Genomic DNA, 26278 nt, shown 5'->3' on the forward strand with positions numbered 1-26278 from the left:
CGCGCTGCTACGCCGACGCGGTGCCGGTGGGGCGGGACCGCAACTCGGTGACGTAGTCGTCCGGGGCGCCCGCCTTCTCGGCGGCGTTCGCGATCTCGGACAGGTACCACGACGTCGGCAGGCCGCCCTCGTACCCGTTGAAGACGTAGATCCATGCCGTCACGTCGCCGTCGAGCGTGGAGACCCGGACGTGCAGCTTGCGGTACGTGCCGGCGGTCACCCCCTCGAGCTCGTCGAGCTGGCCGGCGTCGTACGGGTGGATGTCGTAGAGCGCCACGAAGACCCGGTCACCGGGAGACTCGACCAGGGTGCTGACCGCACCCTCCCAGCCGATCACGTCCGCGCCGGCGAAGGTCAGCCGCCAGCCTTCCAGCCAGCCGGTGCCCACCATCGGGGAATGCGGACAGTAGGCGCGCATCCGGGCGGGGTCGAGATTTGAGCCGTAGGCGGCGTGATGACGCACGGCGATGACGATAGCCCGACGGACGGGTGGGGGAGAATACGACTGTGCGTGTCGAATGCGCCCAGGAGAAGAAAGTCACTGTGAGCATGGACGAAGGGCGAACGCTGTGAGCCGGATCGTGATCATCGGCGGGGGGCCGGCCGGGTACGAGGCGGCCCTGGTGGCCGCCCAACTGGATGCCGATGTCACGGTGGTGGAGGCGGACGGTGCCGGCGGGGCCTGCGTGCTCTCCGACTGCGTACCGTCGAAGACCTTCATCGCCAGCTCGGGGGTGGTCACGGGCTACCGGGACACCGAGGAGTTCGGGGTGCACTCGGACGGCCTGGAGGCGGTCACCGTCGACGCGCGGGCGGTGCACGAGCGGGTCAAGCGGTTGGCCCTGGCGCAGTCCGCGGACATCCACGCCAAGCTGCTGAAGGCGGGTGTCACCTTCGTGGCCGGCACCGCCCGGCTCGGTGAGGACTCCCTCGGGCACACCCACCGGGTCGTCGTCACTCCCGCCGACGGCGGCGGGGAATACTCCATCGACGCCTCGACCGTGCTGGTCGCGACCGGTTCGACACCCCGCCAGTTGCCCACCGCCGTACCGGACGGTGAGCGCATCCTGACCTGGCGCCAGGTGTACGACCTGCCCGAGCTGCCCGAGCACCTGATCGTGGTCGGCTCGGGTGTGACCGGCGCGGAGTTCGCCAGCGCGTACCTGGCGATGGGGGTCAGGGTCACCCTGGTCTCCAGCCGGGACCGGGTGATGCCGCACGAGGATGCCGACGCCGCGTCCGCCATCGAGCGGGTGTTCCGCAACCGGGGCATGGAGATCCTCAACAACTCCCGGGCCGACGCGGTCCGGCGTACCGCCGACGGCGTCGAGGTGGAGCTCTCCGACGGCCGGAAGGTGACCGGCTCCCACGCGTTGATCACCGTCGGCTCGATCCCGAACACCGCCGACCTGGGTCTGGTCGAGTACGGGGTGGAGCTGGGCCGGGGCGGCTACGTGACAGTCGACCGGGCGTCCCGGACCAACGTGCCCGGCATCTACGCCGCCGGTGACTGCACGGGGGTGCTGCTGCTGGCCAGTGTCGCCGCCATGCAGGGCCGGATCGCCATGTGGCACGCCCTCGGCGAGGCGGTTCGTCCGCTGCGTCTGCGTACCGTCGCGGCGAACGTCTTCACCGATCCGGAGCTGGCCACCGTGGGTGTCTCGCAGGACGAGGTGGACGCGGGCAAGGTGCCGGCCCGGCAGGTGATGCTGCCGCTGTCCGGCAACGCCCGGGCGAAGATGGACGACCTCGCGGACGGCTTCGTTAAGCTCTTCTGCCGGCCGGCCAGCGGTCAGGTGATCGGCGGTGTGGTGGTCGCCCCGAAGGCCAGCGAGCTGATCCTGCCGATCACCATGGCGGTGGAGAACAACCTGACGGTCAACGAGTTGGCCCAGACCATCACCATCTACCCGAGTCTGTCCGGCTCGATCACCGAGGCGGCCCGCCAGCTCATGCTCCACGAGCTGGAGTAATTGTTGTCGATCATGGACTTGTGGTGGGCGGTTCAAGCCGTTGCACCCCTTTTGCGGGGCACCACAGCTCCATGATCGACGCCGCTGGGCCGGTCGGCGGCCCGGGTCTGGATCAGGGCGACGGTTGCCAGCACCGCCACCTCGGTGAGGATGAGGAGGCGTTCGGCCAAGCCGATCAGCAGACGGTCACCGGGGTAGGCGGACCAGATCATCGCCACCGCCAGGGCCACGCTCAGCACGACGAGGGCGCGTAGCGTCCGGGCGGCGGGGGCCAGGTCGGGTCGACGGGCGAGCAGCCAACCAGCCGCAGGCAGGGCCAGGAAGGCGACCACCGAGGCGTACCGGTGCACGTACGCCGCGGTGGTCATGGCGGTGCCCGGCTCGTTCGTCGGCACCAGCGCGGCCAGCAGCAGCCCGGAAACCCACGCGCCAAGCAGCAGCTCGACCGCGCGACCGGGCTGCGGTGGGCCGGTGCGGCGCAGTCCGTACAGCAGTGCCACCGTGGCGAGCGCGAGCACCACCATGGCGACGTCGATGACCCCGCCCCGGTCGGAGACCGCGAAGTCGCTGATGGTCAGCGCCCACGGGCTGAGGTCGTCGTTGACTTCCAGGTGGCCGATCACAGTGAGCAGCGCCGCCACGGCGATCCCACCGAGGGCCAGCACGCCGGTGTTCCGGGTTCCAGGCATGCCTCAGCCTGTCGCCGGAGGCACCCGAGCCGAATCCGGGACGCCCACCGAATTCGGACCCCGGGAACACCCCTAGTCAGTCGGACGAGCTACGCCTCTGCTCGGTCACGCCACGTTCAGGTGGATGTTGCCGATGCGGGCGACGACGTCGAGGTGGCCCCCCAGTCCGGTGACATAAGCCCGAAGTGTCTCCAGGCTGGTGTGCTCACCGTTCTCGATCTGGCTGATCCTGGCCTGGGTCAACCCTGCGGCCTCGGCGAGTTGGACCTGCGTCATGCCCAACTGCTTACGGATCTCCGCTAGCTGTGCGCCACTCACCGATGCCAGCATCTGCTCACGCTGCTGGGCGCGTCGAGTCACCCGGTCCGGATGTTCCCAGGACGGATCGATCTCCCTGGCCTTCGCCTTGACGTCGCGCCAGTCAACTCCACCGGTCATTTCTCTGTTTCCTTCAGGCTGGAGAGGTGCTCCTGAAACCGGTCATCCGCCAACGGGACGGCCTTCTGGTACCAACTCTGCCACTGACCCGACTTGTCGCCAGCGACCAAGAAGACAGCTTCTCGAAGTGGATCGAAGGCGAAGATCATGCGGATCTCCGTGGCACCAGCGGATCCAGGTCGCAGCTCCTTCATGTGGTGGAAAAGACTGCCCTTGAGCCGGTCGACCAGAGGACGCCCGAGCGCCGGCCCGTGTTCGGCGAGGAGGTCAATGGCCTCGCTGACGAGGTCGGCGCTGGCGGGATCAGTCCTGCTGAGGTTGAGAAACTACTCCTCAACCTCGGGGTGAAGCTTGACGTCCCACATCCCGCCAATATAAGTGCAGCTTATACCCAGAACGCTGGGCGACACTCAGTCGATCGGGATGTTCGCGCCGGCGGCGGCGCGGGCGTGGCGGGCGCTGACCAGGGTCATCGCCCATCCGGCTGCGGCGAAGCCGACCGCCGCGGCGGTGGCGATGACGGCCAGGCGCCACGCCGACTCGGTGAGGGCGGTGCCGCCGAGATGCCCGACCAGCGCGCCGTAGGTGGCCCAACCCAGGGCGGCGACCGCCTCGTACAGCATGAACAGCCGGTACGGGTAGCGGCTGCGGCCGGCCGAGAAGCAGGCCGCCATGCGCCCACCGGGCACGAACCGGCAGAGCAGGATGACCATCGGTCCGGGTTGCCGGAGCCCCTGGGTGACCCGGCTGGCGACCCGCCGGGCCCGGCTCAGCTCGGCGTGCCGGGGTGGCCGCCGATCCGGCGCGCTCCGTCCGAGCAGGTAGCAGGCCAGGTCGCCGACAAAAACGCCGAGCGCGCCGACGGCGATGGTGACCGGCAGGCTGAGCCCGCCGTAGACGGTGAGCGCGCCACTGGTGATCATGACGATCTGAGTGGGGATCACCGGGACGAAGGCGTCCGCGATCAGCAGGGCGACCAGCACCAGGTACGCCCACGTCGGCGAAGCGACGTCAGTCAGTAGTTCGGGCACGCCTGCCACCTCGCCGGATGCGGCCAATTGGGTGTCTTGAGCCTGACGGCGTGTCCGGCGTCACCGTGGACAACCCCGGCCCGTCGTGACGGTCGACACGGCCAGGCCACCCGGGGTTCAACGAGGCGAACCGGTTCCGGGTGACGGGTTCGGTGGCTGTCCCACCCCTGCCGGAGCGGTCGGCGGATCGGCGATCGTCGGCGTACCGTTGTCCGCGCGGCCACGCCCGTCGGGTCCCCCGTTCCTGACGAATTCGGGCCGCCAGGGCCGCCGGCGGGTCCCGCGCCGGCGGCCCGCCCCCGTCCGCGTCCCGACCGCCGTAATCCAGGTGCGTCCTCGATCGTTCGACGGATAGCGTCGTCGTATGCGCAGTGCGGTAGTGGTGACCACGACGCCGGGTGTCCCCGGCGCGCCGCTCTGACGTAACCACCGTCGACCAGGCCCCGGGGCGATCCGCCCCCGAGGGCCGCGCGGCGTTCGGTGTCCAGGTCGCCTCCGGGTCGTACCCGATCCAGGAGCCCGACATGATCGACCACCGCAGGCTCGGCCGTGAGCTGGACCTCTTCGTCTCCGATCCGCTGGCCGGCGCCGGTCTGCCGATCTGGCTGCCCGCCGGCGCCGCCGCCCGGCACGCCGTCGAGGAGTACGTCCGAGAGTTGGAGCGTCGTTCCGGCCACCAGCACGTCTACTCGCCGCCGCTGGGCAAACGCGAACTCTTCGAACTCTCCGGCCATCTCGGCTACTTCGCCGACGACATGTTCCCGCCGATGCGGCTGAGCGCCGACGACGAGTTCGTGCTCCGGCCGGCGCTCTGCCCCCATCACGCGCTGGTGTTCCGGGCCCGTGGACGCTCCTACCGGGAGTTGCCGCTGCGGGTCGCGGAGCTGGGCGGGATGTACCGCTCGGAGCGTTCCGGGGTGCTCGGTGGGCTGTCCCGGGTACGCGCCATCTCCCTGAACGACGCGCACACCTTCTGCGCGCCGGAGCAGGTCGGTGCGGAGGTCGCCGCGATCCTCGGACTGATCCGGGAGGCGCACGCCGCGCTGGGCGTACGCCCGGCCGGGTTCCGGCTGTCGCTGCGCGGGCCGGGCGAGAAGTACGTCGGTGACGACGCGCAGTGGGCCCGTGCGGAGGACCTGCTCCGCGCCGCGCTGGCCGGGATGGAGTACGTCGAGGCGCCCGGTGAGGCAGCGTTCTACGGGCCGAAGATCGACATTCAGATCGTCGACGCGGCCGGTCGGGAGTCGACCATCTCCACCATCCAACTCGACTTCGACAAACCCGAGCGGTTCGACCTGTCGTACACCGATTCCGACGGCAGCCGGCGTCGACCGGTCATGGTGCACCGGAGTCTGGTCGGCAGCATGGAGCGGTTGTTCGCGTACCTGATCGAGGTACACGAGGGTGCCTTCCCGGCCTGGTATGCGCCCGTCCAACTGGTCCTGCTGCCGGTCGACGCCGGGCAGGTCGACGCGGCGGCGGACCTGGCCCGGCAGGCCGTCGACGTCGGCCTGCGGGTCGCTGTCGACGTCGCCGGGTCGCTGGGCGCCCGGATCCGGGACGCGGCCCGCCGCCGCGTCCCGTACCTCGGGGTGTTGGGCGCCCGGGAGGCAGCCGACGGACGCCTCGCGCTGCGCCTGCGTGGTGGCCGGGCCCTGGACCCGATGCCGGCCGCCGACGCGCTCGCCCTGATCGGCGGGCAGGTCGCCGCCCGCGCGACCGACCTGTTGCCGCGAGAGTGAGCTGCCCGCCGAATCAGGACCAGGACGCATGCTCTACACCGACGCCGGTTGGGCGGCGGGTTCCTCGTCGACCACCGCGCCGGTGAACTGGGAACGGTAGAGCCGGTGGTACGCGCCGTGGGCGGCGAGCAGCTGCTCGTGGGTGCCCTGCTCGACGATCCGGCCGTCCTCCATCATCAGGATCAGGTCGGCGTCGCGGATGGTGGAGAGCCGGTGCGCGATGACGAAGCTGGTCCGGTCGGAGCGCAGCGCGGCCATCGCCCGTTGGAGCAGCACCTCGGTGCGGGTGTCCACCGAGCTGGTGGCCTCGTCGAGGATGAGCAGCGACGGTTCGGCGAGGAACGCCCGGGCGATGGTGATGAGCTGCTTCTCGCCGGCGCTGACGTTGCTGCCCTCCTCGTCGATGACCGTGTCGTAGCCGTCGGGCAGGCTGCGCACGAACCGGTCCACGAAGGTGGCCCGCGCCGCCGCGACGATCTCCTCCTCGGTCGCGTCGGGCCGCCCGTAGGCGATGTTGTCGCGGATGGTGCCGCCGAAGAGCCAGGTGTCCTGGAGCACCATGCCGATCCGTCCGCGCAGGTCGTCGCGGCGCATCGTGGTGATGTCCAGCCCGTCGAGGGTGATCCGGCCGGCGTCCAGCTCGTAGAACCGCATGACCAGGTTGACCAGTGTGGTCTTCCCGGCGCCGGTCGGGCCGACGATCGCCACCGTGTGCCCCGGCTCGGCGACCAGCGACAGGTCGTCGATCAACGGCTTGTCCGGCTCGTAGGAGAACGAGACGTGATCGAACTCGACCCGGCCGTGCGGGTCGGTGACCCGGGCCGGCTCGACCGGGTCGGGGGTCTGCTCGTCGGCGTCGAGCACCGCGAAGACCCGCTCGGCGGACGCCACCCCGGACTGGAGCAGGTTGGCCATCGACGCGAGTTGGGTGAGCGGCTGGGTGAACTGGCGGGAGTACTGGATGAACGCCTGCACGTCACCGAGGCTCATCGTGCCGGAGGCGACCCGCAGGCCACCGACCACGGCGATCGCGACGTAGCTCAGGTTTCCGATGAACATCATCGACGGCATGATGATCCCGGAAATGAACTGCGCGCCGAAGCTGGCCCGGAACAACTCCTCGTTCTTCGCGTGGAACGCGGCCTCCACCTCGCGCTGCCGACCGAAGACCTTCACCAGCTCGTGGCCGGTGTACGCCTCCTCGATCTGACCGTTCAACTCGCCGGTGTGCGTCCACTGTGCGACGAACTGCTTCTGCGAGCGCTTCGCGATGCGTTGGGTTACCAGCACCGACAGGGGCACCGCGACCAGCGCCACCAGGGCCAGCAGCGGCGAGATCCAGAACATCACGCCGAGCACGCCGACCACTGTCAGCAGGGAGGTGAGGAGCTGACTGAGGGTCTGCTGGAGGCTGGTGGAGATGTTGTCGATATCGTTGGTGACGCGGCTGAGCAGCTCGCCCCGGGGTTGCCTGTCGAAGTAGGGCAACGGCAGCCGGTTGAGCTTCTCCTCCACCTCGGCGCGCAGCCGCAGCACGGTGCGCTGGACCACCCCGTTGAGCAGCCAACCCTGCCACCACGACAGCAGGCTCGCCGCCAGGTAGAGCCCGAGCGCCAACAGCAGCACCCGGCTCAGGGCGTCGAAGTCGATGCCCATCCCGGGCACCACGTCCATCCGGGCCAGCATGTCGGCGAAGCTCTCGTTGCCGCTGGCCCGGGCTGCGGCGATCGCCTGCTCGGCGGTGGTGCCCGCCTCCAGTCGCCGACCGATCACGCCGCTGAAGATGATGTCGGTGGCGTGGCCGAGGATCTTCGGCCCGGCCACGCTGAACCCGACACTCACCACGGCGAGAGTGATGATCGCCGCCAGGTGCAGCCGGTGCGGGCGCAGCCGGCCGAGCAACCGCCGGGCCGACGGCCCGAAGTTCATCGACTTCTCGGCGGGCATTCCGGCGCTCATCCACCCCGGGCCACCACCCGGGCGACCTGGCGGCAGCCGCTTCGGCGTCGGCGCGTCGCCGCCGGGTTGCTGCGCGGCGTCGCCCGGTGTCCGCCCGTCGCCGGCCGGCTTCTGACTGGGTACGGCCGCGGTGCGCGGCTCGTCGTGCTCGCTCATGCCGCCACCTCCGCCGTCTGCTGCGAGGCGACGATCTCGGCGTACGTCGGGCAGGTCTCCAACAACTCCGCGTGTCGTCCCACTCCGACGACCCCTCCGTTCTCGAGCACGATGATCTGGTCGGCGTCGACGATCGTGGAGACCCGTTGGGCCACGATCACTACAGCGGACTGCGCGGTGATCGGCCGCAACGCCGCCCTCAGCCGTGCGTCGGTGCCGAGGTCGAGCGCAGAGAACGAGTCGTCGAACAGGTAGATCTCCGGTTGCCGGACCAGGGCGCGGGCGATGGCGAGGCGTTGCCGCTGCCCGCCGGAGACGGTGGTGCCGCCCTGCGCGATCGGGGCGTCCAGCCCGCCGGGCATCTGCGCCACGAAGTCCCGTGCCTGGGCCATCTCCAGTGCCGCCCACAGGTCCTCGTCGGTGGCGTCCGGGTTGCCGTAGCGCAGGTTGCTCGCGATCGTCCCGGTGAACAGGTACGGCCGCTGCGGCACCAGGCCGATGCGTCGCCACAGTTCGTCGGGTGCCAGCTCCCGCACGTCCACACCGTCGACGAGCACCGCGCCCGCGGTGACGTCGACCAGGCGGGGGATCAGTGACAGCAGTGTCGTCTTGCCGGCGCCGGTGCTGCCGATGATCGCCGTGGTGGTGCCCGGGGTGGCCCGGAAGGAGATGTCGCGCAGCACTGGCTCGACCGCTCCCGGGTACTGGAAGCGCACCCCGCGCAGCTCCAGCTCCGCCCGGGTGGGCGGGTCGGTGACCGGCGCGGCGGCGGGTACCACCGAGGAGTCGGTGTCCAGCACCTCGACGATGCGTTCGGCGCAGACCGCCGCCCGGGGCACCATCATCAGCATGAAGGTGGCCATCATGACCGCCATCAGGATCTGCATCAGGTACGCCAGGAAGGCCGTCAGCGCGCCGATCTCGATCGCGTTGGCGTCCACCCGCTGCGCGCCGAACCAGAGCACCGCCACGCTGGAGACGTTCAGCACCAGCATGACCACCGGGAAGATCAGCGCCAGCAACCGGCCGGTACGCAGCGCGGTGGCGGTCAGGTCGGCGTTGGCGACGGCGAAGCGGTCCGTCTCGTACGGCTCGCGGACGAAGGCACGGACCACCCGGATGCCGGTGATCTGCTCACGCAGCACCCGGTTGACAGTGTCGATGCGGGTCTGCATCAGCCGGAAGCCCGGCACCATCCGGCGGATGATCGCGCCGAGTGCGATGGCCAGCACGGGCACGCTGACCAGCATCAACCAGGACAGGCCGATGTCCTCGCGCAGCGCCATGAAGACGCCACCGACGCTCATGATGGGTGCGGCGACCAGCATCGTGCAGCTCATCAGCACGAGCATCTGCACCTGCTGGACGTCGTTGGTGTTGCGGGTGATCAGCGACGGCGCGCCGAACCGGGCCACCTCACGGGCGGAGAACCGGTTGACGTGCCCGAACAGCTCGGCGCGGACGTCCCGGCCGAAGCCCATCGCCACGCGTGCGCCGAGATAGACGGCGGCGATCGAACAGACGATCTGGACCAGGCTGACCAGCAACATCCAGCCGCCGGTGCGGACGATGTAGTCGGTGTCGCCCAGGGCGACGCCCTGGTCGATGATGTCCGCGTTGAGGCTTGGCAGGTAGAGCGAGGCCATGGTGCCCACGAACTGGAGCAGCACCACCGCCAGCAGTGGTCGTTGGTAGGTGCGCAGTTGGTTGCGCAGCAGTCGGATCAGCACGCCGGATCCTTCGGTTCGGTGAGGCGTCCGGTCATCCGCGGGTCGTCCCCGCTGCCGATGACCTCCAGCAGGAACTCGCGGATCACAGTGGCCTTCTCCGGGTCGGCGTCGACCGAGGTGAGCGGGCGTCCGGAGTGCATCAACGCGCTGAGCGCAGCGGCCCGCTCCCGGCCTGCGGGCGTGAGGGCGAGTCGGATGCTGCGTCGGTCGCTGTCGTCGCGCTGCCGCTCGACCAGACCGTCGCGCTCGAGTGTGTCCACGATGCCGGTGAGGGTCGCCGGACGGACGAAGCCCTTCTCGGCGACCTGCCGGTGGGGCAGTTCGCCGTGTCGGGCGAGCGTCATCAGGGTGATCATGCCGGCCTGGGTGAGGCCGTGCTCCTCGGCGAGGTAGCGGTTCCACCGCTGCCCGACCAGGTGCCCGGCCACCACCAGCAGTCGTCCGAGAGGCACGTCCTGGAGGGTCACGAGTTCCACGACAGTAGGTTAGCTCCCTGATAGTCAGGGGCCAAACGAAATAGCGACCGCCGCCGCGACGAAGACCAGTTGCAGCGCGGTGCGCTGCGCGAGCGGGGTGACCGGGCGCCCGGCGAGGGTCAGCCTTCGGCGTGCGGCCGAGACGTTGGCCGGGAACATCGCGAGCATCAGCAGGGCGAGTCCGGCCGCCGCGATCCGGGCGGTCGCCGGCACCAGCAGGCCAATCGCGCCGATCAGTTCCAGCACTCCGGTGGCGGTGACCAGCAGGTCCGGTCGGGGCAGTCGGGGCGGGACCATCGCGATCAGGTCGGCGCGGCGCCGGCCGACGAAGTGCGCGACGGTGGTCAGCGTGAACATCAGGGCCAGCCCGACGCGCAGAGCCGGGTGCCATCCGTCCAGCGCGGAGATGCCGGCCAGGCCGGCGAGGCGGGCCAGGGCGCTGCCGACGAGCAGGGCGATCAGGGGTGCCATCGAAATCCTCCTCGGAAAACTTGTCAGTGACAAGACTGCGAGTCGAGGTGGCATCTTGTCAATGACAAGATACGATCCTGGCGTGACCGAATCGCGTGCGTACCATCACGGGGATCTTCGCCGCGCACTGCTCGCCGCCGCGCTGGAGGCCATCGAGGAGGTCGGGCCCACCGCGTTGAGCCTGCGCGACCTCGCTCGTCGTGCCGGCGTCTCGCACGCCGCGCCCGCGCACCACTTCGGAGACAAGGCGGGCCTGCTCACCGCGCTCGCCGCTCAGGGCTTCGACCTGTTGGCTCAGGCGTTGGTTCAGGCCGGCGACGACCTGCTCGAGGCCGGCGTCGCGTACGTGGACTTCGCCGTCCGGCACCGCGCGTACTTCGAGGTGATGTTCCGGCCCGAGCTGCACCGGGCGGACGACGCCGAGCTGACCGCCGCCCGAGAGCGCGCGGGTGCCGCACTCCGCTCGGGGGTGGCCGCCCTACCCCGCGGTGGCGCGCCCGCCGACACCGACCGGGACGCGCTCTCCGCCTGGTCGATCGCCCATGGCTTCGCCACCCTCTGGCTGGCCGGAGCGCTGCCCGACCGGGTCGGCAACAACCCCCGTCAGGCGGCCCGAGAAGTCCTGAGCCGCCTGACAACCTAAGGGCGAACCACACCCCTTCCCCTGTTGACCATGAAGTTATTGCCACGACACGCCGATGCGAGAGGCAATAACTTCATGATCAACGGGGGTGGGTGGTGGGGGCTACCAGCTTGTGGGGAGGGGCATTCCTTCGGTGAAGCCGGCGGCGCTTTGGACGCCTACCAGGGCGCGGTCGTGGAACTGGGTCAGATCCCGTGCGCCGGCGTAGGTGAAGGCGCTGCGCACCCCGGCGATGATCTCGTCGATCAGGTCCTCCACACCGGGGCGGGCCGGGTCCAGGTACATCCGGGCCGAGGAGATGCCCTCCTCGAACACCGCCTTGCGGGCCCGGTCGTACGGGCTGTCGTCGGCGGTACGGGCGCTGACCGCCCGAGCCGACGCCATCCCGAAGCTCTCCTTGTACCGCCGGCCGTCCGCGTCGGTGTAGAGGTCACCGGGGGACTCGTAGGTGCCGGCGAACCAGGAGCCGATCATCACGTTGGACGCTCCGGCGGCGAGCGCGAGCGCCACGTCCCGTGGGTGCCGCACCCCGCCGTCGGCCCAGACATGCCGGCCCAGTTCGCGGGCGGCCGCCGCGCAGTCGAGGACGGCGGAGAACTGCGGTCGGCCCACGCCGGTCATCATCCGGGTGGTGCACATCGCGCCCGGTCCGACGCCGACCTTGATGATGTCGGCCCCGGCCTCGACCAGGTCGCGTACCCCCTCGGCGGTGACCACGTTGCCGGCCGCCACCGGCACTCCCGGGTCCAGCTTGCGGACCGCCTGGAGGGCGGAGATCATCCGCGCCTGGTGGCCGTGCGCGGTGTCCACGACCAGGGTGTCCACCCCCGCCTCCAGCAGTGCCCTGGCCTTGCCGGTCACGTCACCGTTGATCCCGACCGCCGCCGCGATGCGCAGTCGGCCCCGGTCGTCCACCGCCGGTGTGTAGAGGGTTGCCCGCAGCGCGCCCTGGCGGGTCAGCACCCCGACCAGTCGACCGTCGGCGTCCACCACGGGGGCGAGCCGGCGACGCCCCGCCGAGAGCCTCTCGAACCCGGTACGCGGGTCCGCGTCCGCCGGGACGGTGTGCAGCTCGGTCGACATCACGTGACGCAGCTGGGCGAACCGGTCCACGCCAGTGGTGTCCGCCTCGGTGACCACGCCCATCGGCCGGCCGTCGTCGTCGACCACGATCACCGCACCGTGCGAGCGCTTGGGCAGCAGGTGGATGGCATCGCCGACGGTCTCGGTCGGCCCCAGGGTGATCGGCGTGTCGTAAACCAGGTGCCGCTGCTTGACCCAGGCGACGACGTTCGCCACCACCTCGATCGGGATGTCCTGCGGGATCACCGTGATCGCGCCCCGGCGGGCCACCGTCTCCGCCATCCGCCGGCCGGCGACAGCTGTCATGTTCGACACCACCAGCGGGATGGTGGTGCCGGTGCCGTCGCTGGTGGAGAGGTCGACGTCGAGCCGGGAACCCAGGTCGGAGCGGGCCGGCGCCATGAAGACGTCGGTATAGGTCAGGTCGTGCGCGGGAACCGCGCCGTGTAGGAACCGCACCCGGCCATCATTCCCGCCCCCGGCCGCCATCGCCCACGTCGGTGCCGCAAACCACCCTCGCCCTACGGCGCTGCGTCCGACAAAGCGGACGGGAAGGCCCTCCGACCGTCAGGCGATGGTGCAGATCGGGGCGCCGGCGGTGATCACGGCACCGACCTCGGCGGCGAGCCCGCTGACAGTGCCCGCCTTGTGGGCGTGCAACGGCTGTTCCATCTTCATCGCCTCCAGCACCACCACCAGGTCGCCCTCGGCCACCGTGTCGCCGTCGGCGACCGCGATCTTGACGATGGTGCCCTGCATCGGCGAGGTGAGCGCGTCTCCACCGACCGGGGCGCCGGCCTTCGCACCGCCACCGCGCCGAGTCGGCTTACGGGAGGCGGGTGCCGCGGTGGTCGTACTCCCGCCGAAGCCGGCGGGGAGGCTGACCTCGAGGCGCTTGCCGCCGACCTCGACCACGACGGTGTCGCGCTCGGCCTGCGCTTCGGCGGCGCCGGCGGCGGCGGTGAAGGGCGGCACCGTGTTGTGGAACTCGGTCTCGATCCACCGGGTGTGCACGCTGAACGGCTCGGCGGTGAACGCCTCGTCGCGCACCACCAGCCGGTGGAACGGCAGAGCGGTGGCCATGCCGTCGAGGACCATCTCGTCCAGCGCGCGACGGGCGCGTTCCAGGGCCTCGGTCCGCGTCTCACCGGTGATGATCACTTTGGCGAGCAGCGAGTCGAAGTTGCCGCCGATCACGTCGCCGGCCGAGATGCCGGTGTCGACCCGCACGCCCGGGCCGGTGGGCAGCCGCAGTGCGGTGACAGTGCCCGGGGCGGGCAGGAAGTTGCGGCCCGGGTCCTCGCCGTTGATCCGGAACTCGATGGAGTGCCCGCGCGGCGTCGGGTCCTCGGTGATGCGCAGCTTCTCGCCGTCGGCGATCCGGAACTGCTCGCGGACCAGGTCGATGCCGGCGGTCTCCTCGGTGACCGGGTGCTCGACCTGGAGTCGGGTGTTCACCTCCAGGAAGGAGATCGTGCCGTCCACGCCGACCAGGTATTCCACGGTGCCGGCGCCGTGGTAGCCGGCCTCGCGGCAGATCGCCTTGGCGCTGTCGTGGATCTGCGCCCGCTGGGCGTCGGTGAGGAACGGCGCGGGGGCCTCCTCGACGAGCTTCTGGTGCCGACGTTGCAACGAGCAGTCCCGGGTGCCGACCACGATCACGTTGCCGTGCTGGTCGGCGAGGACCTGGGCCTCGACGTGCCGGGGCTGGTCCAGGTAGCGCTCGACGAAGCACTCGCCCCGGCCGAACGCCGCGACCGCCTCCCGGGTGGCCGACTCGAAGAGCTGGGGAATCTCCTCCATGGTGCGGGCGACCTTGAGGCCGCGACCGCCGCCACCGAAGGCCGCTTTGATGGCCACCGGCAGGCCGTAATCGACGGCGAAGGCCATCACCTCGTCCGGGCTGGCCACCGGGTCCGGGGTGCCAGGGACGAGCGGTGCGCCAGCCCGCTGGGCGATGTGCCGGGCGGTGACCTTGTCGCCAAGGTCGCGGATTGCCTGCGGGGTGGGGCCGATCCAGGTCAGCCCGGCGTCGATGACCGCCTGGGCGAAGTCGGCGTTCTCGGAAAGAAAGCCATAACCCGGGTGTACGGCGTCGGCGCCGGCCCGGGCGGCGACGTCGAGCAGCTTGTCGATGCGCAGGTACGTCTCGGTCGCGCTGTCGCCGCCGAGCGCGTACGCCTCGTCCGCGAGGGTGGCGTGCAGGGCGTCGCGGTCGGAATCCGCGTAGACGGCGACGCTGTCGAGGCCGGCGTCGCGGCACGCACGGATCACCCGGACGGCGATCTCGCCGCGATTGGCGATGAGTACCTTGCGCACCTTCGTGGCTCCTCCCGGGCAGGTTACTGACGGGGAGTGTATCGGCCACCCTGGCGGCCCTAACGATCGCTCAGTGTGGGATGCGGCACTGCGCCACCCCCACTTAGTCAAACTTGGCTATTACGCTTGTGGGGTGTCTGCGACTCGAATGATGATCCTCGGTCTGGTGCGGTGGATGCAGCCCGTGCACGGCTACGACGTACGCCGTGAGCTGCTGAGCTGGAGCGCCGACAAGTGGGCCAACGTGCAGCCCGGATCGATCTACCACGCGCTGCGCAAACTCACCGAGGAAGGGCTGCTCAACGCCGTCGCGACCGAGCAGGTCGGCGCTCGTCCGGCGCGGACCACCTACGAGGTGACCGCCAAGGGGGAGGACGAGTTCGAGACGTTGCTGCGCAACCTCTGGTGGAACCTCAGCGAGCCGCCCGACCCGTTTACGGCGGCGTTCTCCTTCCTGCCGGCGATGCCCCGTTCGGAGGCGGCGGCGGCCCTGCGGAACCGCGCCAACCTGCTCCGCGCCAACGTCGCCTCGATGCGTGCCTCGCTCGAGTCGGACTGGGTGCGCAACGCCAAGCCGGTGCATGTCAGTTGGATGGTCGAGCTGTGGTCCGCCCGGGCAGAGGCGGAGGTCGGGTGGTGCGAGCGAATCGCGGAACGTGTCGAGTCAGGTGTGTCGTACCTGCCTGCTGAGCTGGAGAACGCGGATGGTTGGCCGGGGTGGCGGGACGGTGAGGAGCGGCCCGCACCCAACGCGGAATAATCAACGTTGACTAAAAAAGTTATATCGCGTTACCCTGCTGAGGCACAGCGGGGGAGTGCGCCGTCCGGCGTCGTCCCAATCGGCGGTCGGCTCGACCGGCCCGAACGACCAGGAGCAGAGATGATCGAGACCAGGGGGCTGCGGAAGTCGTTCCGCTCCCGCGCGGGTCGAGAGACGAAGACCGTGGACGCCGTGCGGGGCGTCAACCTCGAGGTTGCCGAGGGCGAGATCTTCGGCTTCCTCGGCCCGAATGGCGCCGGCAAGACCACCACGCTGCGGATGCTCGCCACGCTGATCGAGCCGGACGGCGGCGAAGCCACCATCGCCGGCGCCGACCTCCGCAAGGACCCGGCCGAGGTGCGCCGCCGCATCGGCTACGTCCCACAGGGCGGCAGCACCTGGGACGAGTCCACCGCACGCGAGGAACTGGTGCTGCACGCCCGCATGTACGGCATCAGCAAGGCCGACGCGCAGCGCCGCGCCGTCCGCGCGCTGGACGCCTTCCAACTCACCGAGTACGCCGACCGCAAGTGCAAGACCTACTCCGGCGGTCAACGCCGACGGGTCGAGATCGCGCTCGGCATCATCCACGAGCCGAAGATCGTCTTCCTGGACGAGCCGACCACCGGCCTCGACCCGCAGAGCCGCGCCCACATGTGGGACGAGATCCGCCGACTGCGCAGCGACGGCATGACCGTCTTCATCACCACGCACTACCTGGACGAAGCAGACGCGCTCTGCGACCGGATCGCGATCATGGACAACGGCGAGGTCGTGGCCGAGGGCACCCCCGCCGAGCTCAAGCGGGAGATCTCCGGCGACGTGGTGCTGGTCGGCCTCGACCTGACCGCCACCGAGCGGGCCGCCAAGGCCCTCGACGGCGAGCCGTTCGTCAACAAGCTGGAGACCGTCGACGAGGGCGGCCTGCGCCTCTACGTCGACGAGGGCGCCACCGCCATCCCGCAGGTGCTGCGCCGACTCGACCACGCGGGCCTGGAGCTGCGCTCGATCGAGCTGCACCGGCCCAGCCTGGACGACGTCTTCCTCACCAAGACCGGCCGCTCGCTGCGCGAGTCCTGACCACTCGGAGACCACTCATGAAATTCGCCCGTGACACGTGGCTGATCTTCCAGCGGCAGACCCAGCTGCTGCTGCGCAACCCGGTCTGGGTCTTCGTCGGCGTGTTCCAGCCGGTGATGTACCTGCTGCTCTTCGCCCCGCTGCTCAAGCCAGCCCTGAACGCACCCACCCAGGCAGCCGCCTACAAGATCTTCGTCCCCGGTCTGCTGGTGCTGCTGGCCATCTTCGGTGGCCTCTTCCAGGGGTTCGGCCTCATCGCCGAACTGCGAGCCGGGGTCATCGAACGCTCCCGGGTCACCCCGATCAGCCGGCTCGCCCTGCTGCTCGGCCGCTCACTGCGCGACGTGGTGTCGCTCCTCGTGCAGGCCGTCATCATCACCCTGCTGGCGCTCCTGTTCGACCTGCGGGTGTTCCTCGGTGACCTCCTGCTGGCGTACCTGATGCTGGCCCTCATCGCCCTCATGACCTCGGCCGTCTCCTACGGCGTGGCACTCAAGGTCAAGAGCGAGGACGCGCTGGCCCCGCTGATGAACACCGTGGCGCAGCCCGTACTGCTGCTGTCCGGCATCCTGCTGCCGCTGACGTTCGCCCCCGGCTGGTTGCAGGGCATCGCCGACTGGAACCCGTTCTCCTGGGCGGTCGACGGCACCCGCGCGCTGTTCGCCGGCGACCTGGGCAGCGACAAGGTCTGGCAGGGCCTGAGCATCACCGCGGTGCTCGCCGTGCTGGGCGTCGTCTGGGCCGCACGACAGTTCGCCCGCAGCGTCCGCTGACGTCTGGCCGTGGCCGTGGCGCTGGCCCTGGTCTTGGCCGTGGCCGTGGCCATGGCGCTGGCCCTGGTCTTGGCCGTGGCCGTGGCCGTGGCGCTGGCCCTGGCTTGATCGACTCGGTTTTCTGGAAGTCGGGGTGTCCTGCCGCGTGGGATGCCGCGACTTCCAGAAACCCGAGTGGATCAGCCGCTCAGCGCACCCGGGCGAGGGTCAGGCCGTCCGCGATCGGCAACATCACCGGGTCCACCCGCACGTCGGCGAGCACCTCGTCGTTGAACGCGGCGATCGCCCGGTCGCTGACGTCCCTCGGCGCGATGACCCTGCCGCCGCGCAGCACGTTGTCGACCGCGATCACCCCACCCGGACGCATCCGGGGCACCAACTCCGCCCAGTAGATCGGGTAGCCCGTCTTGTCCGCGTCGATGAACGCGAAATCGAGATAGCGCTCCTGCGGCAGCTCCCGGAGCCGGTCCCCGGCCGGGCCGATCCGCAGGTCAATCCGGTCCTGCACGCCGGCCCGATCCCAGTAGCGCCGGGCGATGCCGGTGAACTCCTCGGAGATGTCGAAGCAGGTCAACCGCCCACCCTCGGGCAGACCTCGGGCGATCGCCAGCGACGAGAGCCCGGTGAACGTGCCGACCTCGACGGCCTGCCGCGCGTCGAGAAGGCGGGTGAGGAAGGTCAGGAAGGCCGCCTGCTCCGGCGCCACCTGCATCGTGGCGTGCTCCGGCAACACCGACCGGGTCTCCTCGGCCAGGTCCCGGATGATCTCGTCCGGCGGGGAGCCGTGCGCGACAAGATAGGCGTGCAGCTCGTCGGTGAGCGGGATCGACTTGGTGGTCATGACCGGACGTTACCGAGTGGCTCGACGGTTTGGCCGCCCGGCGCGACCTTCGTCCAGAGGTCGGTGATCCGCAGGTCAAGCTCGGCGAGAAGGCGGCGCAGCAGCGGCATCGACAACCCGACCACCGTGCCAGGGTCACCCTCGATCCGCTCCACGAACGGCCCGCCCAGCCCGTCGATCGTGAACGCGCCCGCCACGGCCAGCGGCTCGCCACTGGCCACGTACGTGGCGACCTCGTCGTCACTGATGTCCGCGAAGTGGACAGTCGTCGAGGCCACCGCCTCCGCGCGCCGCCCGGCGATGACGTCGATCAGGCAGTGCCCACTGTGCAGAACCCCACTACGCCCCCGCATCCGCTGCCAACGCCGGGTCGCGTCCGCCGGGTCAGCCGGCTTGCCGAGGATCTCCCCGTCGAAGGCCAACACCGAGTCGCAACCGACCACCAGCGTCCGCTGATCATCGGCCGGGCTCAACCGGGTCAGCACCGCCTGGGCCTTGAGCCGGGCCAACTCCAGGCACAACTCCTCGGCCCGGTCGGCCATCACCAGAGATTCGTCCACCCCGCTGACCAGCACATCCGGCTCAATGCCGGCGGCCTGCAGGAGCTTACGACGGGCAGGGCTCGCCGATGCGAGCACAAGGCGGAGCGGCAGAGAGTCAGACACGAACCCGACGTTACCGGCAACCCAGTCGCGGCGTCCGGCACGCTCGATCCAGCCCATGCATAATCCACTTCCCCCTTGATCCACTCCACATCGCCGATAACGGCCCATCCAGCCCCGACGGATACCGCCACATCGGGGACATGGAGTCGATCAGCCCGGCCCATCCCTCGGCGACGCTCGCCCTGCCCGGAAAACGCGGTATCCGACGCCGCCAGACACCCCGGTTTCGCGAAACCCGAGACGATCAGGGCTACCTCGCGCCTGTCAGCGGCTGATCCTGGGCGGCGGATCATCACCACGGCGACGACGCCGTGCCACCACCGCCCATCCGACCCCGGCAGCCAGAATCACACCCAGGGTGGCCAGGCCACGTGCCGTAGCGCCGCTGTCGCCATCACCCTGCTGGCCGCCCGCCGCCGTCGAAGGGGCAGCGCCGGCTGGAGCGCTCACCGATTCAAAACCCAGCGGCGGTACGTCTGCCGTCAGCGCTGCCACGAGATCAATCACGCCATAGCCGTACTCGTCGTCACGCCCAGGCGGGCCCTTGTCGATGGCGGTGGCCGTGAGCCGGTGCGCGACCTCGCGCGCGGGCAGGTAGGGGTACTTGGACCGGATCAAAGCCGCCGCCCCCGCCACAATCGCCGTCGCGTCAGAGGTTCCGGTGCCCTTGCGGTACTTGCCGTCGAGACTCGTGCTGTAGATGTCGACCGCGGGTGCGACCACGTCAATTTCCGGTCCGGTGACGGAGATGGCTGCACGATTGCCGTCTCGGTCGATTCCGCCGACAGCGATAACGCCCGGATAGGCTGCAGGAAATCCGACGAACGTCTCACGTGGTTTGTTTCCTACTCCTGCAACTATCAATATGTTGGCCTGTGTTGCCGCCTCTATTGCGCGCTGTAGCCGAATGTTCGGCCCTGCGACCGAAGATATGCTGACGATGGCAGCCCTTTGGGTAATGGCATACTCAATCCCGGCCGCGAGGTTGTCGCTATCGCCATCCTCGTCTGTTCGACTAGTTCGAATTGGCAGGATGCTTGCCTCAGGGGCTATGCCAAGGGCGCCGACGTTACCTCGCTGGCCGTGGGCGGCAATTATTCCGGCCATCCCGGTGCCATGACTACTCTGGTCGTGCTGGCCGTTGCCCTTGCCGTCGGCGATGATGTCGGTGCCGCCTAGGAGATTTTCACTTAAGTCAGGGTGGGGTGCCACGCCGGTGTCGGGCACGGCCACAATTACGCCTTTGCCCTTATTTATCCTCTGGGCCTGGCTGGTATTGAGGTAACTTAGGTGCCACTGGTCCTGACGTACCTGTTTAGTACCCTCCGGAGCCGGTGGGTTGGGCACTGCTGCCGGTAGTGGCAGCAGTGCGGCCGTGAGATTGAGGCAAGCCAGTACCGTTTTGCGGGTCCCTCGACTCAACGGTCAAGACCAATGGCCGGTCCTGGATCGATAGGGCCATCGTCTTTTGGCGGTCGAACAACAGGGGCGACGCCTTTACCTGTCTCCCATGGATGGTCGGGGTCCCAGCTACGTGCTTCCTCGTCCCGCTTCGCCCGGGCGCCAGATCCGATGGGGGCATTGCCCGCTGGACTCGTGCCGGTACCGCCCCCGGATCCCAGGCCGAACGGCGGCATTCCGTGGAGGGTGTTTGCGCCCCGGGCTCCCCCAGGGCGAGAGCCTGCACCGCCAGTGGGTCCCGTTCCGGCGCCGCCGCCGCCGATTAAACCGCCCACTGGATTGATGCGGCGAGGTTGGTTAGCACTCGGCCCAGGTTGGCCGAGTCCCATCCCAGGTGTGCCGCCGATGAGTCCCCCGGGCGGCATTGCACGCGGTGGGGCAGGAGGTAATCCCTTAGCGCTTGATTGGTTGCCTGGAGGGTAGGCGGTGTGGGGCTGCGATCGGGGTGTCGCCGAGAGATTGTCACGCCCAGGGATGGCAGGTGGTAACGATGGCGCGCCGGCGAAACTGGACGTTGCATTTATTGTTGGCGGGGGAACGCTAATTGGCGGAACTGGGCTCGCGGGGCTAGGTGCAATTATTCCGCTCACCCCGCCGAGAACTGGTCCGACGTTGTGGCTCGTTGATGTCCCTGTCAGTCCTGTGGGGGAGCTTGGTCGAGTTGCTACGGATGATGGAAGGGGAACTGGCACGACCGGAGGAATGATAGGTGCCCCGCCGTAGACATCCGAGTCGCTTTGGTCGATGCCAGGATTGACCTTCGGCGCTGCTGGTGGTTTTTGGAGTGTTGCTTGGGCTTGTTGGAGTTCACCGCTGAGGCCGAACATCATGCTTCTGGCCTGCACGTTCAGCTGTTCCAGTTCCCCGTCCGCGACCGGCGGCGTCGTCACCCGGTTGCCCATCACCGCTTTCGGGTCGGCGGCCATCGAGTCGTACGCCTGCTTTTGTTGGAGCTTGGTCGCGTACACCTCGTGGATTTTGCGAAGCGCGGCGCGCGTGGTGCTGATGGCCTGGGTGGCGGCGGACAGCGCGGTGTAGTTCGCGGCGGCGGCGTCGTGGGTGCGCTGGACCTTGTCGATGAGCTCGTCGAGTTCGGCGAGGTACGTGTTGGAGGCGGCGCTGGTTTCTGGTGGCCAGGCGGCGGCGAGCCCGCGCCGGTATTCGTGGAGGCGGCCGAGGTGGGTTTGTGCGAGGTCGCAGACCTTGCGCCAGCCGGCGACCTGTTTCCAGTGGTTGGCGGTGTCGTGGTCATGTAGGCAGGCCCACATGCTGTTGACGTCCATCAGCTGCCAGTCGGTGAGGCCGGAGGTGCGGCCGGTGCCTCGTTCGATCACGGTAGGACCACCGGCCCTTCGGTGTCGGGCCTGGTCGGGTCGGCCAGCATCGGCGTCGGCCCGCCGGGTAGCAGGGCGCTCGGGTCAGCGAGGGCACGTCGGACGTCGACCACCCGGGCGGCGGTGAAGGCGTCGCTGTCGGCGTAGTGGGTGGCGACTCGATCGGCGGCGGCGGCGAGGTGGCCGGTGGCGCCCCGGACGGCGTACACCATGTCGGCGGTGGCCTGCTGCGTCTCGTGGTGCGCGTGCAGGAACGTGACCAGCTCGACGAAGGCGTCGCACGGGTTGGGCAGTTTCGCGGACATGTCCTCGGCGATGTACGGCAGGTGGGGCGCGTAGTTGCTCTCGACTTCCGCGGCGAGCCGGTCGGCGAAGTCGCGGAGCTGGCTGATGTCGGCCTCGATGCCGCCGTATCCGCGCAACCAGGGCGCTGGCCGGCCCTCCTCAGGGATCACGGATCCTCCCTACGTGTGACGGCACCGCTTCCCTGAGTGAGGGTAACGGCTCCGCGTGCCCCTGGCAGCCCCCGCCGGGGTAGGTCGGGTCAGCGGGGCAGGCCGGCGGCGCGCCACCCGCCAGGGCCGGGGGGACGTCCGCTGCGCGCCCAGGCGGACGCGGTCTTCGGGGCGGGGGTAACGGCCGGGCGGGAGCGGACGACGATCGCCCCGACGAGAGCGGCCAACTCCTCGGCGGTGGGGACACCGCGGACGACCCGGATCAGCGGCTCTTCGGCAGACATGCCGCCAGGGTACGCGGCGCGAAGTTGCGGGAAGCGGACAGTGGCGTGCCGGCGGTGTGAGCGTCGGCGGGTCCGGGTACCGTCTCAGCGATGTCGAACGCGCTTCCCCAACTTGTCGCTGACCGATACCGGCTCCTGTCGCCGCTCGGCCAGGGTGGCATGGGCCGGGTGTGGAAGGCGCGCGACGAGGTGCTGCACCGGGACGTCGCCATCAAGGAGTTGGTGCCGCCGCCCGGTCTCACCGACGAGGAACGCCGCGAGATGCGGGAACGCTCGTTGCGGGAGGCCCGGGCCATCGCCCGGCTCAACCACGCCAATGTTGTCCGCATCTTCGACGTGCTGCGCACCGACGGCGATCCGTGGATCGTCATGGAGTACGTGGCGTCGAAGTCGTTGCAGGACACGCTCGCCGAGGACGGCCCGGTGTCGGTGGCCCGCACGGTGGAGATCGGGCTCGGTGTGCTGGGCGCGCTCAGCGCCGCGCACAAGGCCGGCGTGATGCACCGCGACGTCAAGCCGGGCAACGTGTTGCTCGGCGAGGACGGCCGGGTGGTGTTGACCGATTTCGGCCTCGCCACGATTCCGGGCGACCCGAACGTGACCCGCACCGGCATGGTGCTCGGTTCACCCGCGTACATCTCCCCGGAGCGCGCCCGCGACGGCACCGCCGGGCCGGAAGCCGACCTGTGGTCGCTGGGCGCGACGCTCTACGCGGCGGTCGAGGGCAAGTCGCCGTACGCTCGGCCGTCGGCGATCGGCACCCTGGCCGCGTTGGCCACCGAGCCGATCCCGCCGCCGAAGAACGCCGGCCCGCTCAAGGCCGTGCTCAACGGGCTGCTGCGCAAGGACCCGAACGAGCGGATCACCGCCGAGGTGGCGGAGCGCCTGCTGCGCCGCGCCGGGGGCAAGCGGTCGCGCGGAATCTCACTGCTTGACGGCGTACGCCGGCCTGGGCCGAACGGTCCGCGTGAGCCGCGCCTGCCGGTGGTGCCGGCCCCGCGACCGGCCGAGAGTGTCGACCGGCCGGTGTCGCCGCCGCCGTCCGCCGCCGCGACCACCTCTGCAGCCACCTCCGGTGCCGCCGCGGCCCCCGCCGCCGATGCCACGCCGACGGCCGTCGTTTCCGGTGCGGTCGCCGACCCGACCGCGGTCGTGCCGGCCGAGTCGGCGGCAACGGCCCCGGCCGAGCCGACCGCCACGATCGACCGACCGTCCGATGCCGAGCCGACCGCGAAGGTCACGGCCGCGCCCGACACGAGCGGCGACGGTACGACCAACGACGACGACGAGCCGACTGTCGTCGACGGTCCGCCGGTGGCGCCGGTGCAGCGCAAGCCGTCGACGCCGACGGCGCTGATGCCTCCGGTGGGTCCTTCCGGTCGCGCGGCGGTGCCGCTCTCGGATGGCACGAAGCCGAACAACACCCGACGCAACCTGCTGGTCGGGGCCCTGGTCGCCCTGCTGCTGATCGGCCTCGTGGTGATCGTGCCGATGCTCACCAAGGACGACGACAAGACGCCGCAGGCCAACCCGACCGGGGCTGCCGCGACCTCGGGTGCTGCGCCGACCTCCGCTGCCGCGCCACCGCCGCCCACCACCGGTGCGCCCAGCCCGTCGGCCTCGGCCACCCCCTCGGTCGACCCGAACGCGCTGCCGGCGGGCTGGAAGCTGCACCGGGACCCGGCCGGCTTCGCCCTGCCGATCCCCGACGGTTGGGTGCGCAGCCAGGTCAACGGCAACACGGTCATCTTCAACCAGTCCAACGGGCCGGGCATCCTGCTCGTGCAGTGGACCCCCACCCCGAAAAAGGATGCGGTCGCGGACTGGCGGGAGCAGGAGCCAAACCGCAAGAGGCTCGTCAAAAACTACCAAAACCTTGGCATCGTGGGCTGCGACTTTTGGAAGACCTGCGGCGACTGGGAGTGGCTGGAAACCCGCGACGGGCAGCGCATCCACGTCCGTAACCGGGGCTTCGTGACGGCCAGCAACCGGGGGTACGCCCTGCGGTGGGAGATCGCCGAGAAGGACTGGCAGGCCAACCTGCCGAACTTCGACCGGATCGCCAAGGGCTTCGTGCCCGACCGTCAGGACTGAAACTCATTCGCATGACCTTCCGTCGTCCTGGGTAATTGACCTTCGACGACGGAGGGAGGCACGACATGGGTTACCGACGGAGGGACACCCGGCCTCGGATGGCACTGTGGATGCTCGTCGCGCTCGGCGACGCGATCCTGCTGCTGGTCGCCGTGGGGGTTCCGGTGCTCATCGCACTGCTCAGTGTCGTGATCGTTGCCGGCTCGGGGGTGGCCGCCTGGCGGCTGTCGCGCAGGGGTGCTCTGGCCCGCGAGGAAGCTGTGGTGCCGGCCCTGAGCCGGCGTCGAGCGTGAACCTGAACCGACTGTGTTGGCGGCAGCCGGACCGATTGTCGACCGTGATGGTGACCGTCGATCCCGCTGCCGCCAACGGCACGGTCAGGTGTTGTTCGCCAGGGCGATCAGGCGACTCCGGTCGCCGTTCCAGTAGTTGCGGTCCACGTTGCCGCTGATCCCGGAGACAGCGCCGGTGCTGGTGTACTGCCAGAAGCTCCACACCGACGCCCCGGCCGGCAGGGCGCCCGGCGTGCTCGACCAGCGGGCCAGCCAGAGCGGGTGGTTCGCCCACGGGCCGGTCCAGCTGCCGGTGCACTGGTTCCACCAGCTCGTGGTGGTGTAGATGACCGCGTACCGGCCGGTGCGGGAGCGGTAGGTGTTCAGGAAGTCCTGCACCCAGTTGCGCATGCCTGTCGTGCTGAGCCCGTAGCAGTAACCGCCGCTGTAGGGGTTGGCCTCGATGTCCAGCGCCGCCGGCAGGGTGCGGCTGTCCGCCGACCAGGCGCCACCATTGGAAGCCAGGTAGTTGGCCTGGGTGGAGCCGGCGGAGATGTTCGGCCGCGCGAAGTGGTACGCCCCGCGGATCACCCCGGCGTTGTACGCGTTGACGTAGTTCGCGTTGAAGTTCGGGTCCTTGTAGCTGGTGCCCTCGGTCGCCTTGATGAAGGCGAACTGGACGCCGGCGTTGCGCACGCTGGTCCAGTTGATGGTGCCCTGGTAGCGGGAGACGTCGACGCCGGGTGTGGTGGCCGCGGCCGCCGGTCCGGCGGTCGCGACCAGGGCCGCCGCCGCGGTGGCGAGGACGGTGAGGCCGGCCGCGAGCGCGCGGCGCAGCGATGACGAAGTACGGGCCATGAGTGCCTCCAAGAGGATCGCTCTATCGACAACCATCTTTGGAGGTAAGTGCCCTAGATCGCAAGTGTGACTGAAGAAAGCTTCATCGACGTGACGCGAAGGCCCGGTGTTCTGAGTCGGAAGGATTCAGTGCAGCGTGGCCGGGTCGAGCTGCCAGCGGAACGGCTCGACGATTGTCAACGTCTCGCCGGCCTTGGCGATCTGATCCTCGACGTAGTGCTCACCGTCGAGCCGGTACAGCCGCAACGAGTGGCCGTCCCCGTCCTGCTCGACAAGCAGGTACCAGGGGATTCGCGCGATCGCGTAGAGCTGCATCTTGACCAGACGGTCGGCGGCGGCGTTGCCCGGCGAGACGATCTCGCAGACCAGCACCACCTCGGCGGCCTCCACAGCCGTGCCCTCGTCGTCGGTGTCCGCGACCACCACATCGGGGATGACGATCCGGTCCACCCCGAGCCGGACGTTGACCGCCTCGAAAACGAGGAGAGGTTGTGGTCGCACCGCTCGGCGCAGGCTGTAGACGAGTTCCCACGACACCAGCTGGTGCCGCTTGCTCGGGGCAGGGCTCGCGATCAGGCTCCCGTCGAGCAGCTCGATGCGGTCCGGGGTTTCACCCAGGGCGAAGTAGTCGGCCTCGGTCCAGAGCCCAACGTGGTGTCCCAGGGGTTCCGCACTCATCGGCGCTCACCTC

At 69.7% G+C, this 26278-nt stretch carries 26 protein-coding genes and 1 pseudogene; 9 read left to right on the plus strand and 18 right to left on the minus strand.

The genetic code is table 11. From position 1 onward, the window contains the following. Positions 1 to 7 precede the first annotated feature (7 nt). The gene (locus ACWCO3_RS00825) at positions 8 to 463 is read right to left on the minus strand and encodes a gamma-glutamylcyclotransferase (RefSeq protein WP_088946172.1); all 456 of its coding nucleotides are present in this window, start codon (positions 461 to 463) and stop codon (positions 8 to 10) included. Between the two features lie 106 nt (positions 464 to 569). On the opposite strand from ACWCO3_RS00825, the gene ACWCO3_RS00830 reads away from it, so the two are divergent. Then, the gene (locus ACWCO3_RS00830) at positions 570 to 1973 is read left to right on the plus strand and encodes an NAD(P)H-quinone dehydrogenase (protein ID WP_450007781.1); all 1404 of its coding nucleotides are present in this window, start codon (positions 570 to 572) and stop codon (positions 1971 to 1973) included. A gap of 32 nt (positions 1974 to 2005) precedes the next feature. Here the strand turns inward: ACWCO3_RS00830 and ACWCO3_RS00835 are convergent, their stop codons facing one another. From ACWCO3_RS00835 to ACWCO3_RS00850, 4 genes and pseudogenes are all read right to left on the minus strand, one after another. After that, positions 2006 to 2662, minus strand: coding sequence for a DUF998 domain-containing protein (locus ACWCO3_RS00835; protein WP_450007783.1), 657 nt, complete (start codon positions 2660 to 2662; stop codon positions 2006 to 2008). 105 nt (positions 2663 to 2767) lie between these two features. Beyond that, positions 2768 to 3100, minus strand: coding sequence for a helix-turn-helix domain-containing protein (locus tag ACWCO3_RS00840; RefSeq protein WP_145786278.1), 333 nt, complete (start codon positions 3098 to 3100; stop codon positions 2768 to 2770). Further along, a pseudogene (locus tag ACWCO3_RS00845) lies at positions 3097 to 3402 on the minus strand (type II toxin-antitoxin system RelE/ParE family toxin); the annotation flags it as partial. The gene ACWCO3_RS00840 and the pseudogene ACWCO3_RS00845, both read right to left, overlap by 4 nt. A 108-nt stretch (positions 3403 to 3510) precedes the next feature. Next, positions 3511 to 4131, minus strand: a complete 621-nt coding sequence (locus tag ACWCO3_RS00850) for a DedA family protein (RefSeq protein WP_450007786.1) — start codon at positions 4129 to 4131, stop codon at positions 3511 to 3513. 524 nt (positions 4132 to 4655) lie between these two features. Here ACWCO3_RS00850 and thrS point away from each other — a divergent pair. Beyond that, on the plus strand, positions 4656 to 5873 hold the full coding sequence (gene thrS / locus ACWCO3_RS00855; protein WP_145786280.1) for a threonine--tRNA ligase: 1218 nt from the start codon (positions 4656 to 4658) through the stop codon (positions 5871 to 5873). Positions 5874 to 5906: 33 nt separating this feature from the next. Here the strand turns inward: thrS and ACWCO3_RS00860 are convergent, their stop codons facing one another. The 4 genes from ACWCO3_RS00860 to ACWCO3_RS00875 form a co-directional block, all read right to left on the minus strand. After that, complete coding sequence (locus ACWCO3_RS00860; RefSeq protein WP_244312084.1) at positions 5907 to 7832, minus strand: ABC transporter ATP-binding protein; 1926 nt, start codon at positions 7830 to 7832, stop codon at positions 5907 to 5909. A gap of 152 nt (positions 7833 to 7984) precedes the next feature. Then, positions 7985 to 9718: an ABC transporter ATP-binding protein gene (locus ACWCO3_RS00865; protein ID WP_145786281.1), complete on the minus strand. Its 1734-nt coding sequence runs from the start codon at positions 9716 to 9718 to the stop codon at positions 7985 to 7987. Continuing rightward, complete coding sequence (locus ACWCO3_RS00870) at positions 9712 to 10194, minus strand: MarR family winged helix-turn-helix transcriptional regulator (RefSeq protein ID WP_145786282.1); 483 nt, start codon at positions 10192 to 10194, stop codon at positions 9712 to 9714. The genes ACWCO3_RS00865 and ACWCO3_RS00870 overlap by 7 nt, the downstream gene beginning before the upstream one ends. Positions 10195 to 10218: 24 nt before the next feature. Next, on the minus strand, positions 10219 to 10665 hold the full coding sequence (locus ACWCO3_RS00875; protein ID WP_358161900.1) for a DoxX family protein: 447 nt from the start codon (positions 10663 to 10665) through the stop codon (positions 10219 to 10221). Positions 10666 to 10747: 82 nt separating this feature from the next. On the opposite strand from ACWCO3_RS00875, the gene ACWCO3_RS00880 reads away from it, so the two are divergent. Beyond that, the gene (locus ACWCO3_RS00880) at positions 10748 to 11308 is read left to right on the plus strand and encodes a TetR/AcrR family transcriptional regulator (RefSeq protein ID WP_450007790.1); all 561 of its coding nucleotides are present in this window, start codon (positions 10748 to 10750) and stop codon (positions 11306 to 11308) included. Positions 11309 to 11410: 102 nt separating this feature from the next. Here the strand turns inward: ACWCO3_RS00880 and ACWCO3_RS00885 are convergent, their stop codons facing one another. Both ACWCO3_RS00885 and ACWCO3_RS00890 read right to left on the minus strand, forming a co-directional pair. Continuing rightward, positions 11411 to 12850: a GuaB1 family IMP dehydrogenase-related protein gene (locus ACWCO3_RS00885; RefSeq protein WP_357930812.1), complete on the minus strand. Its 1440-nt coding sequence runs from the start codon at positions 12848 to 12850 to the stop codon at positions 11411 to 11413. A 108-nt stretch (positions 12851 to 12958) separates the two neighbouring features. Then, entirely contained in the window at positions 12959 to 14710 is a 1752-nt protein-coding gene (locus tag ACWCO3_RS00890; protein ID WP_450007793.1) for an acetyl/propionyl/methylcrotonyl-CoA carboxylase subunit alpha, read from the minus strand. A 148-nt stretch (positions 14711 to 14858) separates the two neighbouring features. On the opposite strand from ACWCO3_RS00890, the gene ACWCO3_RS00895 reads away from it, so the two are divergent. From ACWCO3_RS00895 to ACWCO3_RS00905, 3 genes are all read left to right on the plus strand, one after another. After that, on the plus strand, positions 14859 to 15470 hold the full coding sequence (locus ACWCO3_RS00895; RefSeq protein ID WP_145786494.1) for a PadR family transcriptional regulator: 612 nt from the start codon (positions 14859 to 14861) through the stop codon (positions 15468 to 15470). A gap of 120 nt (positions 15471 to 15590) precedes the next feature. Next, positions 15591 to 16550 carry an ATP-binding cassette domain-containing protein gene (locus ACWCO3_RS00900; protein WP_145786287.1) on the plus strand — a complete coding sequence of 320 codons (960 nt, stop codon included), beginning with the start codon at positions 15591 to 15593 and terminating at the stop codon, positions 16548 to 16550. A gap of 17 nt (positions 16551 to 16567) precedes the next feature. Beyond that, positions 16568 to 17323 carry an ABC transporter permease gene (locus ACWCO3_RS00905; protein WP_088986366.1) on the plus strand — a complete coding sequence of 252 codons (756 nt, stop codon included), beginning with the start codon at positions 16568 to 16570 and terminating at the stop codon, positions 17321 to 17323. A 187-nt stretch (positions 17324 to 17510) separates the two neighbouring features. Here the strand turns inward: ACWCO3_RS00905 and ACWCO3_RS00910 are convergent, their stop codons facing one another. The 3 genes from ACWCO3_RS00910 to ACWCO3_RS00920 all read right to left on the minus strand — a co-directional run bounded on the left by ACWCO3_RS00910 (position 17511) and on the right by ACWCO3_RS00920 (position 20224). Then, a complete protein-coding gene (locus ACWCO3_RS00910) occupies positions 17511 to 18164 on the minus strand; it encodes an O-methyltransferase (RefSeq protein WP_269681158.1) in 654 nt (217 codons plus the stop codon). Continuing rightward, positions 18161 to 18829: a Maf family protein gene (locus tag ACWCO3_RS00915; protein ID WP_145786289.1), complete on the minus strand. Its 669-nt coding sequence runs from the start codon at positions 18827 to 18829 to the stop codon at positions 18161 to 18163. The genes ACWCO3_RS00910 and ACWCO3_RS00915 overlap by 4 nt, the downstream gene beginning before the upstream one ends. Positions 18830 to 19093: 264 nt before the next feature. Then, positions 19094 to 20224, minus strand: a complete 1131-nt coding sequence (locus ACWCO3_RS00920; RefSeq protein ID WP_450007820.1) for a S8 family serine peptidase — start codon at positions 20222 to 20224, stop codon at positions 19094 to 19096. A gap of 857 nt (positions 20225 to 21081) precedes the next feature. Here ACWCO3_RS00920 and ACWCO3_RS00925 point away from each other — a divergent pair. Further along, positions 21082 to 21546 carry a hypothetical protein gene (locus tag ACWCO3_RS00925; RefSeq protein WP_450007796.1) on the plus strand — a complete coding sequence of 155 codons (465 nt, stop codon included), beginning with the start codon at positions 21082 to 21084 and terminating at the stop codon, positions 21544 to 21546. Between the two features lie 74 nt (positions 21547 to 21620). On the opposite strand, the gene ACWCO3_RS00930 is transcribed toward ACWCO3_RS00925, so the two are convergent. After that, entirely contained in the window at positions 21621 to 22079 is a 459-nt protein-coding gene (locus tag ACWCO3_RS00930) for a hypothetical protein (RefSeq protein WP_145786291.1), read from the minus strand. A gap of 89 nt (positions 22080 to 22168) precedes the next feature. Next, positions 22169 to 22363: an acyl-CoA carboxylase subunit epsilon gene (locus ACWCO3_RS00935; protein WP_357930802.1), complete on the minus strand. Its 195-nt coding sequence runs from the start codon at positions 22361 to 22363 to the stop codon at positions 22169 to 22171. A gap of 90 nt (positions 22364 to 22453) precedes the next feature. Here ACWCO3_RS00935 and ACWCO3_RS00940 point away from each other — a divergent pair, with 90 nt between their 5' ends. Next, complete coding sequence (locus tag ACWCO3_RS00940; RefSeq protein WP_450007799.1) at positions 22454 to 24457, plus strand: serine/threonine-protein kinase; 2004 nt, start codon at positions 22454 to 22456, stop codon at positions 24455 to 24457. Positions 24458 to 24522: 65 nt separating this feature from the next. Then, positions 24523 to 24750: a hypothetical protein gene (locus ACWCO3_RS00945; protein ID WP_145786294.1), complete on the plus strand. Its 228-nt coding sequence runs from the start codon at positions 24523 to 24525 to the stop codon at positions 24748 to 24750. 84 nt (positions 24751 to 24834) lie between these two features. Here ACWCO3_RS00945 and ACWCO3_RS00950 read toward each other — a convergent pair whose 3' ends face one another. Both ACWCO3_RS00950 and ACWCO3_RS00955 read right to left on the minus strand, forming a co-directional pair. Continuing rightward, the gene (locus tag ACWCO3_RS00950; RefSeq protein ID WP_145786295.1) at positions 24835 to 25587 is read right to left on the minus strand and encodes a GH25 family lysozyme; all 753 of its coding nucleotides are present in this window, start codon (positions 25585 to 25587) and stop codon (positions 24835 to 24837) included. Between the two features lie 126 nt (positions 25588 to 25713). Further along, complete coding sequence (locus ACWCO3_RS00955) at positions 25714 to 26265, minus strand: Uma2 family endonuclease (RefSeq protein ID WP_358161888.1); 552 nt, start codon at positions 26263 to 26265, stop codon at positions 25714 to 25716. Positions 26266 to 26278 lie beyond the last annotated feature (13 nt).

The sequence above is a fragment of the Micromonospora sp. NPDC002411 genome (assembly GCF_053592955.1).

Coding starts and splice junctions, on each gene's coding strand:
- ACWCO3_RS00900 (WP_145786287.1), top strand. CDS start 15,591: ATGATCGAGACCAGGGGGCTGCGGAAGTCGTTCCGCTCCCGCGCGGGT.
- ACWCO3_RS00840 (WP_145786278.1), bottom strand. CDS start 3,100: ATGACCGGTGGAGTTGACTGGCGCGACGTCAAGGCGAAGGCCAGGGAG.
- thrS (WP_145786280.1), top strand. CDS start 4,656: ATGATCGACCACCGCAGGCTCGGCCGTGAGCTGGACCTCTTCGTCTCC.
- ACWCO3_RS00910 (WP_269681158.1), bottom strand. CDS start 18,164: ATGACCACCAAGTCGATCCCGCTCACCGACGAGCTGCACGCCTATCTT.
- ACWCO3_RS00860 (WP_244312084.1), bottom strand. CDS start 7,832: ATGAGCGCCGGAATGCCCGCCGAGAAGTCGATGAACTTCGGGCCGTCG.
- ACWCO3_RS00955 (WP_358161888.1), bottom strand. CDS start 26,265: ATGAGTGCGGAACCCCTGGGACACCACGTTGGGCTCTGGACCGAGGCC.
- ACWCO3_RS00945 (WP_145786294.1), top strand. CDS start 24,523: ATGGGTTACCGACGGAGGGACACCCGGCCTCGGATGGCACTGTGGATG.
- ACWCO3_RS00895 (WP_145786494.1), top strand. CDS start 14,859: ATGATGATCCTCGGTCTGGTGCGGTGGATGCAGCCCGTGCACGGCTAC.
- ACWCO3_RS00905 (WP_088986366.1), top strand. CDS start 16,568: ATGAAATTCGCCCGTGACACGTGGCTGATCTTCCAGCGGCAGACCCAG.
- ACWCO3_RS00940 (WP_450007799.1), top strand. CDS start 22,454: ATGTCGAACGCGCTTCCCCAACTTGTCGCTGACCGATACCGGCTCCTG.
- ACWCO3_RS00835 (WP_450007783.1), bottom strand. CDS start 2,662: ATGCCTGGAACCCGGAACACCGGCGTGCTGGCCCTCGGTGGGATCGCC.
- ACWCO3_RS00875 (WP_358161900.1), bottom strand. CDS start 10,665: ATGGCACCCCTGATCGCCCTGCTCGTCGGCAGCGCCCTGGCCCGCCTC.
- ACWCO3_RS00950 (WP_145786295.1), bottom strand. CDS start 25,587: ATGGCCCGTACTTCGTCATCGCTGCGCCGCGCGCTCGCGGCCGGCCTC.
- ACWCO3_RS00935 (WP_357930802.1), bottom strand. CDS start 22,363: ATGTCTGCCGAAGAGCCGCTGATCCGGGTCGTCCGCGGTGTCCCCACC.